The organism is Moraxella sp. CTOTU47618 (genome assembly GCF_032017425.1).
GTDB lineage: Bacteria > Pseudomonadota > Gammaproteobacteria > Pseudomonadales > Moraxellaceae > Faucicola > Faucicola tetraodonis.
In genome coordinates this window covers 15,308-31,948 of record NZ_DALZPW010000010.1, presented here as the reverse complement: position 1 = coordinate 31,948, position 16,641 = coordinate 15,308, and the positions used below count along the sequence as shown (strand labels likewise).

Here is a 16,641-nt window from a genome sequence, read left to right as displayed (position 1 = left end):
TATGAATATTTATTATGATTTGAAGCTTTTAGGGGGAAATACCTTTATACTGAGCGGACTTATTTTTACCTTTCCCTTTTTATCTTAGTTCATAGCCTATTAAAAGGATTTCAGCGTATGCCATTATCATATAAAGCCCCCCTGCGTGATATTCGCTTCTTAACCAATGAAGTATTTAATTACCCCGAACACTATAAAACCTTAAAATCTGGTGAAAATGCCGATCCGGAAACCGTGGATATGATGCTTGAGAGTTTTGCGGATTATTGTAGCAATGTCTTGATGCCACTGTACCAATCAGGCGATGCTGAAGGCTGCCATTTTGACAAGGGTGTTGTCACCACGCCAAAAGGCTTTAAAGAAGCTTATGATATGTTCGTTGAAGCTGGGTATCAAGCCATACCGTTTCCTGAAGAATTTGGTGGCTTGAATATGCCAATGTCTGTCAACCTCATCAAAAGTGAAATGATGGGCACGGCAAACTGGGCATTTGCCATGTATCCAGGGCTGTCGGTGGGCTGTATGAATACCATCATGCAATACGGCACCCCTGAGCAAAAAGCCACTTATATGCCAGGCTTGGTAGAAGGTCGTTGGTCAGGCACCATGTGTTTGACTGAGCCACAATGTGGTACCGACTTGGGTCAAGTTAAAACCAAAGCAATCCCACAAGAGGATGGTACTTATAAGATTAGTGGTACCAAAATCTTTATTTCAGCCGGTGAACATGACTTAACGGAAAATATCGTGCATATCGTATTAGCACGCCTACCCGATGCGCCTGAAGGTACCAAAGGTATTTCGTTATTTATCGTGCCAAAATTCTTGGTTACAGAAAACGGCGACATTGGTGAGCGTAATCCAGTTAACTGTGGCTCAATTGAGCACAAAATGGGTATCAAAGCTTCAGCAACTGCAGTACTCAACTTTGATAATGCCACAGGCTATCTAATCGGTGAGCCGAATAAAGGCTTAAAAGCCATGTTTACCTTTATGAATACTGCCCGCTTAGGTACAGGTATGGAAGGCTTAGCGCATATGGAATTGGCTTTCCAAAACTCATTGCCCTACGCCAAAGAACGCCGCTCAATGCGTACCCTATCAGGTACCAAAGAGCCAAACCAAGTGGCTGATGCGATTATCCATCATGCCGATGTTGCGCGCATGCTACTCACCCAAAAAGCCTTCTCAGAAGGCGCGCGCTCAATGATTTATCACGCATCACGCTATGCTGATAAAATGTTTGAAGGAGCGATGCTCGGTGACGATGCTGAATTCCACAAATGGGATGATAAATTGGGCTTTTATACCCCAATACTCAAAGGCTTCTTAACTGAACTAAGCATTGAATGTGCCAAACATGGTATGCAAATCTACGGCGGTCATGGCTATATCAAAGAATGGGGCATGGAACAAATCGCCCGTGATGCGCGCATCTCAACCTTGTATGAAGGTACCACAGGCGTACAAGCGCTTGACCTACTAGGTCGTAAAGTGTTAATCCAATCAAAAGGCAAAGTGCTACTGGATTACACCGCCAATATCATGAAATGGTGTAGTGAATACGCACTGGATAAAGGCATGCGTAAATTCGTTTGGGAATTGACCAAATATTGTGCAGAGTGGAATACCCTCACCACACGTATTATGCTCACGGCTCGTAAAGACCGTGAAATCGTCTCAGCGGCATCCGATGATTACTTAATGTACTCAGGCTATGTCATCATGGGCTATCACTGGGCACGTATGGCAGCAGTAGCGTACGACAAACTCAAAAATGGCGGCAGCGAAACCAAAGAATTCTATGAAGCCAAAATCAAAACCGCTGAGTTCTATTTTGAAAAACTATTGCCACGTGCCTCAGGTCACTCAGAGAGCATGTTGGCACCAAGCGAGTTAATGGCGATGGATTTAGATAGCTTTAATTTCCTAGACTAATGGGTTAAACTTGTTGCGCCATTTTACAAAAAGGCTGCTCAACCTTAATGGGGGCAGCTTTTTTATTGCTCAAAATTTTAACACATACAAAAGAATTGATTATGGAATTTACTGCTTTTTCGCGTCAAGTTATTGACCAACTAGAATCGGATATCACAGCCTACCTCCAAGTCTGCAAGTTACCCTCACCGCTGCATGAAGCAAGCCTATACGCGATGAGCAATGGCGGCAAACGGGTACGTCCTTTACTGGTTGCCGCAACTTTTGCCACGGTAAAAACCGACAACAGTCTTGCCAACCCATCCCATCAATTATCTAATGACGTGCGCCGTGCCATGATGGCGGTGGAGTGTCTACACGGCTATTCGTTGGTGCATGATGACTTGCCTTGTATGGATGATGATGCGCTGCGCCGAGGTCGACCTACCACCCATATCGCCTATGGTGAAGCCGCTGCCATGCTTGCTGGTGACGTGCTACAGACCTTGGCATTTGAAGCCTTGACCCATACATATTTTGGTGAAAACAGTGAGTTTGCCACTCCGCTTTCTGCTACGTTTGCGCCACGGGCACGGCGGATGGTCATGGGGCAAATGCTGGATTTAAATGGCGAGCACCAACAGCTTAGCCAAACTGCGCTTGAAGCTATCCACCGTGACAAAACAGGCGCGCTCATTGAAGCGTCAGTATTGATGGGTGCCATCTGTGCCAACGCGACTGACAGCGAGCGGCAAGCCCTCAGTAGCTTTGCCGAGCAGATTGGGTTGGCTTTTCAAGTACAAGATGATATTTTGGATGTGACTGCCGATACCGAGCAGCTTGGCAAACCCGCGGGTAGTGATGAGAAATTGGATAAATCCACTTATGTCAAACTACTGGGCGTGGAAGCTGCCAAAACCTACGCGCAAAGCTTATTTGATGCCGCTAAAAATGCGGTGATTGCTGAATTTGGCGATAATAACTATTTGCTCGATTTGGCAGACTGGTTGTGGGCGAGAGACAAATAGTCATTTTTTCCTAAACCCAGCAAACAAGCCTTCGTGGTTAATTTTTGGCATTTTCATGGTCACGGTGTTTGATAGCAAATCATGCAGCGCCAAGCCTTGCTTATTGACCCATGCAAACCAATAATTAAACAATAGCCCGATAAACATACTAAAATACAGCGCACCCACCGACTGGTGGATAAGATAGCCTATCATACCGCAGACCACCGGCAATAAACAGGCGGCTAATATCCGCATCATCGATTGCCGCCAACTTAGCAATGAGCCATCACGGTTCATGGTTTTGAGCCGCCAAGTCTGCATGCCAAGCGTCTGCCCTGCCTTACGCCAAAATACCCCATAAAACCCGACCAAGATAATCACGAACGCAGGGATTTGCACAGCATTACGATACCATAGCGGTAACGTCGCCGCTTGCTTCATATCCGTCCCTGCCAAACCTAGCAGTTTGGTACCCAATACAATAAGTAGCATCTGCACAAAAAACAGCATCGCCAAAATCAACATACCATCATACAGCATAGCAATCAGCCGAGTAGCCGCTTTTGCCATCACCGGTTGTTGTTCTGGCAATGGCGCTGATGGCAGAGATTGCGGCTGGCTGTTGGTTTTAGCTGTTTTTAACATTGGGGTTTCGGTCTTAGGCATAGGTATGGCGGGCGAATGATGGTAGCAATTAATAAGCGAAATTGTAGCCTAAATACAACCAAAACGCTATGACTCAAACACCAACTACAGACCCATCAGCGCATGGCTCAGATAAACATAACTGGGATAAAAATGCCTTAGGCAATAGTGAGGCAGTGGTGAAAAAAACGGAACGGCAAAATAACCCGCCGAGTAATATGAGGCATAAAAAAATAAGACATAAAAAAAATCGCCTGAACTCAAAGAGTGGCGATTAATTTTAACAAAATAATTAGTGGTGCGCTTGGAGGGAGTCGAACCCCCGACCCTCAAGTTCGTAGCCTGATGCTCTATCCAACTGAGCTACAAGCGCTTAACTAATGTCTTCGTTTGAAGTGGGCGCTATTATAAGTTAGAGTATTTATTTTGTCAAACTTTATTTTAAATAATTTTAAAATTAATTTTGATTCAATAAATGGCGGTGACGGAGGGATTCGAACCCTCGATACAGTTTCCCGTATGCAGCCTTAGCAGGGCTGTGGTTTCAGCCACTCACCCACGTCACCGAATTGCTCTTACTTATCTATAACACCGTACAATAATTTTAGTCAATGTCGCCATTAACCACAAGTATTGTGGGTGGGCATTATAACAAACCAATCCAAATTTGCAAGACTTTTTAAAAAAATTATGTGAGAATAATTGCAGCACCTTGGCAGCGACACCGTGCCTGCCCAGAAACAAGTCGAATGCCCATGACCCAGTCGTTATGTGATAATCTGTTTAAAACTAATGATTAAAAAAACCACTTAACCAATCCTTTATGAGGATTGATAATCAGCCTGTGAGAATCTTATGTCAACCCCTGCTACCCTTGCCCCTATTTTAGCACCCAGCATGACACTGCGCCCCACTGTATTGTGTTTTTCGGGGTTGGATCCATCAGGCGGTGCAGGCTTGCAAGCGGATATTGAGTCAATTGGACAAGCAGGGAGTCATGCAGCGATTGCTTGTACCGCAGTGACCGTTGAAAGTTCACAGCAAGTTTTTGGGTTTGAGGCATGCGCAAGTGGGCTGGTAAGGGCGCAAGCAATGGCGGTGCTCAATGATTTGCCTGTCAAAGCTATCAAGTCGGGGATGCTTGGCACCACTGACAATATTGCAATGCTCGCGCAGCTTTTCACCGATGGCAGTATTGCAAAAGATACGCCGTATGTGCTTGACCCGGTACTGGTGGCCAATAGTGGCGGTGCTTTAGGTGACAAAGACACTTTGGTGGCTGCCTTTGCCCAGTTGACCCCTTTTGCGACCCTCATGACCCCTAACAGCATTGAACTACGTGATTTGACAGGGATCGACAATCTACACGCTGCCGCCAAAGATTTGTGTCAACAAGGTGCCAAAGCAGTGCTAGTCAAGACTTCTCACGATAGCCAAGCCTCTGGTATCGAGCAGTATTTATACATTAATGACAACCAAACCTGCCGACTGGCATACCAAGCGATTTTGCCAAGACTGGCGGGTGAATATCATGGCTCAGGCTGTAGTCTAGCAAGTTATATCGCAGGTCGCTTGGCACTGGGTGATAAGCTTGTGACAGCGGTACAATGCGCAGATATTTGGACACAACACGTGCTCAAAGTCGCTGACATTGTCCATCCTCATGGTCAACGAATTCCCAAGCGCTTTCATTACACCTCAATGCTGGGTTAGGCAAGCTAGTATGGGATTATTATTGGAGTGGTCGATTGTCAAGACGTTGCTATTACAGTTAGGTGTTGTCGCCCATTTTCTCATCACGCTTTGGCTAGTTGTGAGGGTTATTCAACAGCAGCGCCACCAAAGCGTGGCAATCGCTTGGATTGCGGTGTTATTTGCCCTGCCTGTTGTTGGCATCATCGGTTATATGTTATTTGGTGAAATCAATATTGGGCACCAGTACCGTAAGCGCAGTTTGATGGCGCAAAAATTATTGCGTGACTTTGCCAACGCTCAGCAGATTGATTTTAATGAAATTTCCAAAAATTTAGATACCGAAGCACGGCAACTGAGCAATATCGCCCTACTAAAAACTGGGCTTGGCGTGTATGACCATCATACGCTGACGCTGATGACAGACGCTGACCATATTTTTGCCAGTTTATTAGCCGATATCCGTGCGGCAAACACGATGATTTTACTAGAGTTTTATATTGTCTCGCCACAAGGCCGAGTGATTGAGTTATTAGAAGCTTTGATGGCGGCTACCCAGCGCGGCGTATCCGTGCATTTGCTCGCTGATAGCGTTGGCAGTCATGCGTTTTTTCGCAGTCAGTGGGTGCAAAAATTGAGAGACGCTGATGTCTTTGTGCATGAGTCGTTGCCCGTGGGTTTGTTCAAAACCATTGTCAAACGTATTGATATCCGCAACCATCGTAAGCTGGCTATTTTTGACAACTGCTATGGCTATACGGGAAGTTTTAATTTAATCGACCCCGATTTTTTCAAACAAAACGAGCATGTGGGTAAATGGATTGATGTCATGATACGGGTGGAGAGCCATGATACCGTCAATTCGGTGAAAGCCATGGCACTTGTCACGACCACGGATATCAGCGCAGAAACCAACGCCAATTTTTCCGGCCTTAAAAAAATCGTTAATCGCTTTACCAAGTCGTTCTATACCGAGTCGCTGTATATTGGCACCTCAAAGCTGCATCATCACAAATTAAAAAACGTGACTAACGCTCGCGGGTTAGCTCAAAACGCTAATACGCGTGTCCCTAAGCCGCCCCTGCTTAACATTTTGCCGCTGCAAAGCAACCTACAAGCTTACCCATCGGTGAGTCAAGTCAGTTTGCAGCTGATTCCATCGGCGCCAGAATTAACCGGGCACGTCATCTACGAAACCTTGGTGTGTGCGATTTTTGCCGCCAAAAAACAAGTGGTTATTACCACGCCTTATTTTGTGCCAGATGATGCGCTGCTGCTTGCTATCACTACCGCTGCCAAGCGTGGGGTCAAGGTGATTTTAAATGTACCCAAAAAAGTAGATTCGGTGTTGGTACGGTTTGCTTCACAGGCTTATTTTGAGCCGCTGTTGTCAGCAGGGGTGCAGATTTATTTGTTCAATGCCGGCTTGCTACATGCCAAGATTTTGTGCGTGGATGACGATTATTGCTTGTTTGGTACCGTCAATATGGATATGCGCAGTTTTTATCTGAATATGGAGGTGAGTATGGCGATTTATAATCGTACCATGACCCAGCAAATGCTCACTTGCCAGCATGAATACCTGCAACAAAGCGAGCAATTACAGCGCGATGGATGGCAGCAGCGTAGCTTTGGGGCAAAATTCTTGGACAACGCGATTCGCCTGTTTAGCCCACTGCTTTAAAACTTAATCATTTAATCGTCGTTTGGGAAAGATTAGAGGGTTAATAGATAAACACCTACGGTTTGCACCAAGGTTTCTAGCAAAATAATCAAGAAAAAACCCAGCATAGGGGCTAAATCAAGCATGCCTGTGGCAGGTAATACTTTGCGAAATGGCTGAATAATTGGCTCACTAAGCAAGGTGAGCAGGCCAAAAATTGCTGGCATTTTTTGGGTAAAAAGCATCACCCAGCCCCCGATAAACGAGCCAATAATGATGTACTGACACATTCTTAAAAAATCAATCAGCAAGGTCACCGCCGCCACAAAAAACATCATGACGGGTGAAAAATGCCGCGATAGATAATCGACCATGGCTAAGTTCACCTCTGGCATATAAAACAGCCCAATATTTTGACTATTAATGCGCATCATGCCAAGCACGCCCCAAATAAAAATCATCCGCAGCAAAAACAGTAGCACCAAACTTGCGGTATTGATTCTGCCATCGCCAAGGGTTGGGAAAATACGTCCAAACACATCGACAATGCGTGTCATACGATAAATGGGTTTAGCAAACGCATCCTTTGCGGTAATGCCAGCAAACTGCAGCATAAATCGAAAGAAAACCAGTATCATCGCCGCCGCGACGACGATATCAAACAAACCTGCCAAAAGATTAGTCATGCCCTGTGTTTATCCTTATTTGCTGCTTACACACTTGTTAACGATAAGACGTTAAGATAGTTAATTAAAATTTGCTGTTGTAGCCAATTTTATAGCCAAACCGAGTTATTTGCCAAACGCTTGGCTGAGCTCACGCGAGCGCTGCTCACATGCTAGCATGGCATCGGCGATAATTTGATGCATTTGTTTGGCATCCATTACCTCAATTGCCGCTTGTGTAGTCCCATTGGGCGAGGTCACTTTGCGACGCAGGTCAGCTGGCGTATCATGACTGGTCAATGCCATTTGCGCTGAGCCCAGTGCCGTTTGCATCGCCAAAGCCGTGGCTTGGGTTTGAGTCAGCCCCAATTTTTCACCCGTGGCAATCATGTTCTCTAACATATAAAAGAAATACGCAGGCGCTGACCCTGAGATAGCGGTCACGGCGTGCAGTAGGTCTTCGTCATCGACCCATAACACCAGTCCTGCTGCGGACATCACTTGCTGCGCGAGTTGCCGCTCCGCCTCGTTAACCGCTGCTGTCGCGTACAAGCCTGTGGCACCCATTTGAATCATCGCAGGGGTATTTGGCATCGCCCGCACTAGCTTGACTTGCGGTCCCAACCACTCGGCTAAGCTATCAGTACCAATCCCTGCGGCAATTGAAATAACCACTTGCTCGCCCCAGCTGTCTTTGACTGGTAGTAGCACATCTTTCATGACCTGCGGTTTGACGGCTAGCACGACCACATCAGCTTTTTCGATGGCGTGCTTGGTATCGTCGATGTTGCTCGCATCGTAGGTATTTAAACCTTGGGCTTGAAAATCCGCTAACTTCTCGGCATCGGTTTCTACCACATGCAGTAGGCTAGTTGGTTGACCCTTTGCTAATAGCCCTGCAATGAGTGCCGATGCCATATTACCGCCACCAATAAAGGCGATATTAAGAGAAGTTGTGGTTGCCATAGATGTCCTTTGTAGTCATTTTTTGTAGGGTGACGAAAGCAGTTAAAGGGTTCGCCCTCGCTATTATTCGCAAATAAGTCTACCATACCTACTGCAAATTTTGATGACAAATTTACAGCGTAAATTGGTGTACATGGCGCAAATTCAAGGGATTCATAGCGGTTTGATAATCTTAATCCATGATAGCCTCAGTCCATGATAGTCTTACATCAATGACATTCACTATCAAGACTGTCTGTCCAAACCAAGTGCCACGGACAAGGCGCTTGGGTAGCCAAATTCAGCTCACCGGCATCTGCCAGCCAAACACTGGTACTCGGCAATAATAAAGCAAGCCGTTTTGGTGTTTGAGATGCAATGAGTGCCTTTTCATTGTTGTCATCCATAATGACCACTTTGGCAAATTGTCGCTCCCAGCTAGGAATATCAAATCGTTGGCACAGTTTTTTAAACGATTGGTGAAAAGATTGTGACAATAATTGAAAAGACTCATTGGGCAACACAGCTCTGCTAGCAAGCGATAATCTTACAGATAGCCCCACAGATATTCCAACAGCTAATCCCACATCAGCAGCCAAATTGGCTAATACCTTGTTATCTGATTTGCCATGAATCGCTTTTACATAATCGGCATCAAGGCGATATAACGTATCACGGTATTTTCTAATTTCAATCCCCTGCCACTGCAAAATCGCTTGCTGGTCTGTTTGCGCTGATTGTAGTAACTGCTCAATTTGTACAATCCATTGCCGAGTGGGGGCAAATTTTTGCGAGCCTTTGACCCAATAATGCAATAGGTTAAAGCGTCTGGCTTGGCTCAATGATTTTAGATTGGGGATATGCAAACATTGTTGATGACTTGTCCAGCCATTTGACCACTGGCATAGCGCCAAATCTTGTTGATATTGGTCCTCGACTATACGCTGGGCTTCGGTTAGGTTTTGCTGGGTGCGGGTGATATTTTGCACTAGCTTATGAAAGCGCTCACCCAGTAGCGGCAAAATCTGATTACGTAAAAAAGCGCGCTGATTAGCTATGCCAAAATTGGTAGGATCATCGACATAAGGGATATGTTGCGCTGCTACAAAGTCGCTAATCTCATCACGGGTTACCCCAAGCAACGGACGCCATAACCAAATGGGTTTGCCAAATTCGTCCTGCACCCCAAACGCCGTCATACCTGTCAGCCCTGCCAATCCTGTCCCTTGGCATAGGTTCATCAACAAGGTCTCCACCTGATCGTTGGCGTGATGCGCCAAGGCAACAATGGCATTTTCGCCTGCAATCTGTATGATGGCATGATAGCGGGCGGTTCTGGCTTGCTGTTCATTGACTTGTTTTGTGCCGACTTGTTGTTCTTGGCTGATTGTACTATCGGCGGCATAAACTTGCTGCGATTGCCAATCGATACAAACGCTGTCATAGTCGATGCGGTGCTTGTGGCAATAGGCTTCTACGAGTTGTTGCCAGTCATCACTGACTTTTTGCAATTTATGGTTGATATGAATGACATGAATCGGTAGTTGTAGCTGCTGGCAGGCTAACAGTAATGCCATCGAGTCTCGCCCGCCACTGCACGCAATATAAATTTTAGTGGCAGCCTTGGGGTGCGGGTTGATATGGGTTTGATAACTTTGCTTAATCGCTTCAATGACAGATGACGTAGGGACAGGTGACATAGGAATAGACGACATAGGGATAGACGAAATAGTGCTCAAGCTCATGCGGCAAGAGAAAAACAAAGGGATAAAACAAATGGGATAAAATAATGGGCGCCTCAATAAACGCCCATGGGTCATTAAAATAGGTTAAATCACTGATAATTAAGCAGAGGCTTTTGGTAAGGACACCGTAGAATTAAAGCTCATCAGTTTTTCATAGCGTTGTTGCAGACGTGTTTGCTCATCAAGCTTTATAAGCACCGCTAGCTGTTGCTCCAGCGTGGCTTTAAGGTTGGTCATAGCCACATCGCTGTTGATATGCGCGCCTTCGCCTTCTGCGATGACTTCATCAATTAAGCCAAGGGATTTTAAATTTGCTGCACTAAGTTTCAACGCCTCACTGGCTTGGGGCGCTTTTTCAGCCGTTTTCCACAAAATCGATGCACAGCCTTCAGGCGAAATCACAGAATAGATGCTGTTTTCTAGCATATTGATACGATCAGCGACACCAATCGCCAATGCACCGCCCGACCCCCCTTCACCAATTACCGTGGCAATCACAGGGACGTTCAAGGATGAAAATACCGCAATACTTTGGGCAATCGCTTGGGCTTGACCACGCTCTTCTGCTCCCACGCCAGGATATGCGCCTTGGGTATCAATAAAGGTCAGCACCGGCAATTTAAACCGTTCTGCCATTTGCACCAGTCTAACTACTTTGCGGTAGCCTTCTGGGTTTGCCATACCAAAATTGTATTCAATACGCTCACGGGTGCTGCGACCGCGATGTTGACCAATCAGCATGACAGGCTGGTCGTTAAACATCGCCATACCCCCCAAAATCGCTTTGTCATCGGCATACGCGCGATCCCCTTGCAGCACATCAAATTCCGTGAAAAGCTGGTTGGCATAATCCAAAAATAATGGTCGTTTTGCATGACGTGCAAGCTGTACTTTTTCCCAAACACTCATTGTCGTTATTCCCTTGTTTTACTGCGACTGTTGTCATCTCAATATCGTATGACAGACCTAAACGCTTAATTTTATTTAAAATTTAAAAATTTGCTTAGCTGTTTGTTCAGCTATTTACTTGCCCAATAGCTGGCTCGTAAGTGGTAATGGATAAGCTCATGCCCCACTTTTGCCAAATATCAATTTCATCTTGCAAATCTGACAGCACAAGATTTGCGTTATCATCGGCTAAATTTACCGAAACTTCCCAAGTATGGTTATCTTTAGCCGCTAGCTGAATCGGTAGCGTATCATGTTTGCTACGGCTGTGATGCACCAGTACCGCTAGGCGTAAAATCAAAGTTAAATACACCAGATTGTCACCGCCGACCATTTTGACTTCATCATAACTATCAGGTTTTAATTTACGGCGATGGTGCATCACGAGCTGCGACAAGCGTGTTTTATCCACTTGTGAAAATCCGTCAATATCCGAATTTTCTAGTAAATAGGCACTGTGCCTGTGATAGCTACTATGGCTGATGGCAAGACCAATTTCATATAAATAGGCACCACGGCGAAGTAAATCCGCGTCCTCTTCATCAAGCCCCAAGCGATTTTTTACTTGGTCAAACAGCTGCTGCGCGGTACGTACCACACGTTTTGCTTGTTTTCTATCGACCGAATAACGCGTCATCAAGGCTTGTACACTGCGATCGCGTACATCTTCACTGGCAAAACGCCCGAGCATGTCGTACATGACACCTTCACGCAGCGCACCATCTGAATAAGAGATGGTATCAATGCCCAAAACATTCATCGCTGCCAACAGCACGGCGACACCAGCCGGCAACACTACTTTACGGGTGTCTTTAATGTCGGCAAAATCAATATTGTCGATATGCTTTGCTTTAATCAGTAATTTTTGGATTTCTTTGACACCGCTGTAGGTCACCCGAGCATTTTCATCGGCAAGTCCAAGTTGCACCAAAATTTGATTGACCGCTTTAATCGTGCCACTTGAGCCCGTGACACTGTCCCAACCCGTTTTTTGGTACAAACGGCTAATGCCAAGCACTTCTTTTCTCGCCGCAGCAATCGCTTTTTCAAACGCTTTTTCGGTGATGGCGCCGTCAGTAAAATAAGATTTGGTAAAGGCAACACAGCCCATCTGTAGGCTTTCGGTCAAAATCGGGTCAAAGCCTTTACCAATAATAAACTCCGTCGAACCGCCCCCAATATCAATCACCAAGCGTTTATCGGTACTGGCATTGGTATGAGAAACCCCCAAATAAATTAGACGCGCTTCTTCTCGCCCCGCAATGACTTCTAAGGGTTTGGGTAAAATTAAATTGGCTTGTCGAATAAATTCATCCGCATTCTTGGCTTGGCGCAGCGCATTGGTAGCCACAATCCGTAACCGCTGTGGGGAAACAGCGTCTAGTCGTCCAACAAAACGGGTCAAACAATCCAGCCCGCGTTTTTGTGCCTCAAGCGACAAATAGTTGTTTTCATCAAGTCCAGCGGCAAGCTGCACTTTTTCTGACATTGATGCTAATTTTCGTACTTCCCCATGGTCTAACCGCGCGATGGCAAGATGAAAGCTATTTGAGCCAATATCAATGGCGGCCATAAGTTCGTTGTTAGCAAGTAAGTCAGGCATATTTCACTTAGTGTCGGTTAAAGTCAATAATTCGATTAGACACCATTTTACGCATTTTCACCCCTGAGTAAAAGCCATTTTATTGCAACTGCAACTTTTGCCTCCCCCCATGCCTGTCCATTGATGAAAAAAATTGACTTTAATATTTTCTAAAAAATTCTATCGTTACAATCATTTAGATACGATTAGTTAGATACCATTAATGTTTCTTATCATAATTATCAAAACAATTAACCATAGCCATACCCTGTTTTGGGGTTGTGTTATGCTAAGATGACCCTATCATAATAATCACTATAAATTAATTTGCCGTTGGGTGTCTGTTTAATAGATTTCATTATCCTATCATTGCTTCTATCACTGTTTGATTGTATCCAATATTAAGATTTTTTTATTAGGCAAAAACAAGCACTGGGCAAAAACAAGCGTTTGGGTCATTACTTAACCGTAATCCAAAACCTAACAGTTAACAACATCAACACGTAAACACGTAGGAGTTACTATGTCTTCAGTTATTCATGCCGATGAAGGTACGTTTGAAAAAGCAGTACTACAATCAGATACCCCAGTATTGGTCGATTTTTGGGCAACTTGGTGTGGTCCATGTAAAGCCATCGCCCCTGTATTAGACGAGCTTTCCTCAGAATTTGAGGGTAAAGCGCGAATCGTTAAAATCGACGTTGACCAAAATCCAAACCTAGCCGCACAATATGGTATCCGTAGTATACCTACCTTATTTATGTTTAAAAACGGTGAAAAAGTGGATGCCACTATGGGTATGCAACCAAAAGCCCAATTGACTGCTCTTATCAACAAACACTTATAATCGCTAGGGTAAGAATCACTAGCGTAGGTTAAATTGAATTTTTATATTGGTAACGGTATATTTTTTTGATAATTACCAATAAGATTCGCCGCGATTTTGATACTTGTGAGTAAAAAAATCGCGGTTTTTTATGCCCATACATTGACAAATGAATATGTCAAGTCGTATAGTGTGTCTCACAAAATAACTATCTTATCGATATGCTTAACGTTACGTTAGCAGGCATTTACTATTATTTGGTTTAGTACTTGGTATTGTCTGTTTGCAACGCTCAGTTAATCATTTCAAACGTTTCTATTTTTTTCTCTTTATATTCTCTTCACACCCTACTGTCTTAAAACGATGCAGCGCCTTTGCTCGACTCACGTTTTGAGGTGGTTCAAAATTAGTTATTGATGATTTACCTATGAATTTGACTGAACTAAAGAAAAAATCGATTGCTGAATTGTTGTTGATTAGCGAGCAAATGGGTCTAGAAAACATGGCCCGTAGTCGCAAACAAGATATCATTTTTGCTATTTTAAAAACCCACGCCCGAAACGGTGAAGCTATCTATGGGGATGGCGTGCTTGAGATTTTGCCCGATGGCTTTGGTTTTTTACGATCGTCGGAAGGCTCTTACCTAGCGGGTCCCGATGATATCTATGTGAGTCCGAGCCAAATTCGCCGTTTCAATCTCAAGACGGGTGACTCAATCGCAGGGACGATTCGCCCACCCAAGGATTCTGAGCGCTATTTTGCCCTATTAAAAGTTAACGAAATCAACTTCGACACCCCAGACCGCTCTCGCCACAAACTGATTTTTGAAAATTTAACCCCACTTTTCCCCACCCAGCAGCTTCGCTTAGAACTGGGTAACGGTACCACAGAAGACTTAACCGGCCGTATCATTGACTTGATTGCCCCGATTGGTAAAGGTCAACGCTCAATTATTGTCGCCCCACCAAAAGCGGGTAAAACTGTACTGCTACAATCTATCGCGCAATCCATCACCAAAAACAACCCAGAATGTTATCTCATCGTGCTGCTCATTGACGAGCGTCCTGAAGAAGTGACCGAGATGCAGCGTACGGTGCGTGGTGAAGTGGTCGCATCGACCTTTGATGAGCCGCCAACCCGTCATGTACAAGTCGCCGAAATGGTGATTGAAAAAGCCAAACGCTTGGTTGAGCACAAACAAGACGTGGTGATTTTACTTGACTCCATCACACGCCTTGCCCGCGCTTACAATACTGTATTGCCTTCATCGGGTAAAGTATTGACGGGTGGGGTGGATGCCAATGCCCTAGAACGCCCAAAACGCTTTTTTGGTGCCGCACGTAATGTCGAAGAAGGCGGTAGCTTGACCATTATTTCAACCGCTTTGATTGACACAGGCAGTACCATGGATAAGGTAATTTATGAGGAGTTTAAGGGGACAGGTAACCAAGAAATTACCCTTGAGCGTGAAATTGCCGAAAAACGGGTATTCCCTGCCATCAATATCAAAAAATCGGGCACTCGCCGCGAAGAGCGGTTGATGGATGAAGCGATGCTACGCAAAGTATGGATTCTGCGCAAACTGCTACACCCCATGGATGAACTACAAGCCACGGAATTTTTGCTAGAAAAACTTAAAGACTCAAAAACCAATGATGAATTCTTTGAGCAAATGACGCGTAAAGATAAATCTTAATCATGTTACCGCTTAATCGTTTTAATTAGCTGACTTATAAAAATAAAAAAGCTCAACCTAGTGTTGAGCTTTTTGTTGGTGTCTTTTTTATTGGCGTCCTTTGGGCTTAAATCGCACCGCTACTTAAATTGCGCCACTAAAAGTATCGCATTGGTTGATATCACCCGATTTTAAACCGCGTGAAAACCACGTCATACGTTGTTGACTGGTACCATGAGTAAAGCTATCAGGGACAGCGGCACGACCACTGGCTTGGGCCAAACGGTCATCACCGATTTGCTCCGCCGCATTCATCGCTTCTTCAATATCGCCTTGCTCTAAGAATTGAACACGTTGTTGGTTACGGTTTGCCCAAACACCGGCAAAACAGTCCGCTTGTAGCTCTTGACGCACTGATAAATTGTTGGCTTGTGCTTCAGTAGCACGGCGACTGGCTTCATCCACTTTTTGACTAATACCTAATTGATTTTGTACATGGTGACCCACTTCGTGAGCAATCACATAAGCCTGTGCAAAGTCACCTGCTTTACCTTGGTTTTGTGCATCACCTGAGCCATTTTGGTCACCTGTAATCCCCAATTTTTGGCGCATTTCTTGGAAAAAACTGGTATCAAGATAGACGCGTTGGTCAGCAGGGCAATAGAAAGGTCCTGTCGCTGAAGAAGCGTTACCACAACCCGAGCGTACCATGCCATTAAATAACACCAACTTAGGCTGTTGGTATTGCATATTGTTTTCACTAAAAATTTGACCCCAAACTTCTTCCGTGTCTTTTAATACCACTGAGGCAAATTTTTGGTCACGGTCAGCGGTTTGCTGGTCAAGGGTTTGTTGACCGCTACTATTTCCACCGGTGATTGCAGAACCTGTTTGCATGGCAGTCATAGGGTTCATACCAAATACCAGCCACAAAATCAACCCAATGATAATACTACCGATACCGCCGCCCACAGCTTTACCGCCGCTGACCAATACATTTGAACTACCGCCACGATCTTCCCACTTCATACCAATACCTCCTTAAATACTGTCTTGCTTTTATGAGATGCTCATATAATATGTTTATTTTGGCATTGTAGCATTTTGCCTAAAATTTACTGTGTGAAATCGTAGTTTTATACAGATTTCGACAATAAACCCTAACAATATGCAACTAATGTAACTTATTATTACCTATCTAAAATCTGCCAAACCTGATTAAAACTAACCATTTATTGCGATAAAAATTTATTTTTTAGGTATTGTTTAATCCAGTACTGCAAATAGAAAAAATTTTGTAAATTTACAAAAATAAAGATATCCTTGCC

14 protein-coding genes and 2 tRNA genes are annotated in these 16,641 nt (G+C 44.6%); 7 read left to right on the top strand and 9 right to left on the bottom strand.

The window, feature by feature from the left end; genetic code table 11:
• Window positions 1–117: 117 nt before the first annotated feature.
• Complete coding sequence (locus RTS09_RS08655; RefSeq protein ID WP_312536148.1) at window positions 118–1,938, top strand: acyl-CoA dehydrogenase C-terminal domain-containing protein; 1,821 nt, start codon at window positions 118–120, stop codon at window positions 1,936–1,938.
• Between the two features lie 101 nt (window positions 1,939–2,039).
• On the top strand, window positions 2,040–2,945 hold the full coding sequence (locus RTS09_RS08650; protein WP_312536145.1) for a polyprenyl synthetase family protein: 906 nt from the start codon (window positions 2,040–2,042) through the stop codon (window positions 2,943–2,945).
• Here the strand turns inward: RTS09_RS08650 and RTS09_RS08645 are convergent, their stop codons facing one another.
• A complete protein-coding gene (locus RTS09_RS08645) occupies window positions 2,946–3,572 on the bottom strand; it encodes an RDD family protein (RefSeq protein WP_312115785.1) in 627 nt (208 codons plus the stop codon). It abuts the gene before it with no gap.
• A gap of 89 nt (window positions 3,573–3,661) precedes the next feature.
• Here RTS09_RS08645 and RTS09_RS08640 point away from each other — a divergent pair, with 89 nt between their 5' ends.
• Window positions 3,662–3,850 carry a hypothetical protein gene (locus tag RTS09_RS08640; protein ID WP_312536143.1) on the top strand — a complete coding sequence of 63 codons (189 nt, stop codon included), beginning with the start codon at window positions 3,662–3,664 and terminating at the stop codon, window positions 3,848–3,850.
• Window positions 3,851–3,868: 18 nt separating this feature from the next.
• Here the strand turns inward: RTS09_RS08640 and RTS09_RS08635 are convergent.
• A tRNA-Arg gene (locus RTS09_RS08635) sits at window positions 3,869–3,945 on the bottom strand.
• A gap of 103 nt (window positions 3,946–4,048) precedes the next feature.
• A tRNA-Ser gene (locus RTS09_RS08630) sits at window positions 4,049–4,138 on the bottom strand.
• Window positions 4,139–4,475: 337 nt separating this feature from the next.
• On the opposite strand from RTS09_RS08630, the gene RTS09_RS08625 reads away from it, so the two are divergent.
• Window positions 4,476–5,285 carry a hydroxymethylpyrimidine/phosphomethylpyrimidine kinase gene (locus tag RTS09_RS08625; RefSeq protein WP_188875516.1) on the top strand — a complete coding sequence of 270 codons (810 nt, stop codon included), beginning with the start codon at window positions 4,476–4,478 and terminating at the stop codon, window positions 5,283–5,285.
• Window positions 5,286–5,295: 10 nt separating this feature from the next.
• A complete protein-coding gene (locus RTS09_RS08620) occupies window positions 5,296–6,948 on the top strand; it encodes a phospholipase D-like domain-containing protein (RefSeq protein WP_312536140.1) in 1,653 nt (550 codons plus the stop codon).
• A gap of 32 nt (window positions 6,949–6,980) precedes the next feature.
• Here RTS09_RS08620 and RTS09_RS08615 read toward each other — a convergent pair whose 3' ends face one another.
• From RTS09_RS08615 to RTS09_RS08595, 5 genes are all read right to left on the bottom strand, one after another.
• Window positions 6,981–7,613 carry a YggT family protein gene (locus RTS09_RS08615; protein ID WP_060994533.1) on the bottom strand — a complete coding sequence of 211 codons (633 nt, stop codon included), beginning with the start codon at window positions 7,611–7,613 and terminating at the stop codon, window positions 6,981–6,983.
• Between the two features lie 105 nt (window positions 7,614–7,718).
• Window positions 7,719–8,558: a pyrroline-5-carboxylate reductase gene (gene proC / locus RTS09_RS08610; protein ID WP_312536137.1), complete on the bottom strand. Its 840-nt coding sequence runs from the start codon at window positions 8,556–8,558 to the stop codon at window positions 7,719–7,721.
• A 209-nt stretch (window positions 8,559–8,767) separates the two neighbouring features.
• The gene (tilS, locus tag RTS09_RS08605) at window positions 8,768–10,252 is read right to left on the bottom strand and encodes a tRNA lysidine(34) synthetase TilS (protein ID WP_312536135.1); all 1,485 of its coding nucleotides are present in this window, start codon (window positions 10,250–10,252) and stop codon (window positions 8,768–8,770) included.
• 129 nt (window positions 10,253–10,381) lie between these two features.
• Complete coding sequence (locus tag RTS09_RS08600) at window positions 10,382–11,191, bottom strand: acetyl-CoA carboxylase carboxyltransferase subunit alpha (protein ID WP_007117151.1); 810 nt, start codon at window positions 11,189–11,191, stop codon at window positions 10,382–10,384.
• Window positions 11,192–11,297: 106 nt separating this feature from the next.
• Entirely contained in the window at window positions 11,298–12,833 is a 1,536-nt protein-coding gene (locus RTS09_RS08595) for a Ppx/GppA phosphatase family protein (protein ID WP_312536129.1), read from the bottom strand.
• 502 nt (window positions 12,834–13,335) lie between these two features.
• Between RTS09_RS08595 and trxA the strand changes: the two genes are divergently transcribed.
• Both trxA and rho read left to right on the top strand, forming a co-directional pair.
• Window positions 13,336–13,659 carry a thioredoxin gene (gene trxA / locus RTS09_RS08590; RefSeq protein WP_007117153.1) on the top strand — a complete coding sequence of 108 codons (324 nt, stop codon included), beginning with the start codon at window positions 13,336–13,338 and terminating at the stop codon, window positions 13,657–13,659.
• Window positions 13,660–14,065: 406 nt separating this feature from the next.
• Window positions 14,066–15,334: a transcription termination factor Rho gene (gene rho, locus RTS09_RS08585; protein WP_144918731.1), complete on the top strand. Its 1,269-nt coding sequence runs from the start codon at window positions 14,066–14,068 to the stop codon at window positions 15,332–15,334.
• Between the two features lie 123 nt (window positions 15,335–15,457).
• Here the strand turns inward: rho and ypfJ are convergent, their stop codons facing one another.
• On the bottom strand, window positions 15,458–16,342 hold the full coding sequence (gene ypfJ, locus RTS09_RS08580) for a KPN_02809 family neutral zinc metallopeptidase (protein WP_312536122.1): 885 nt from the start codon (window positions 16,340–16,342) through the stop codon (window positions 15,458–15,460).
• Window positions 16,343–16,641 lie beyond the last annotated feature (299 nt).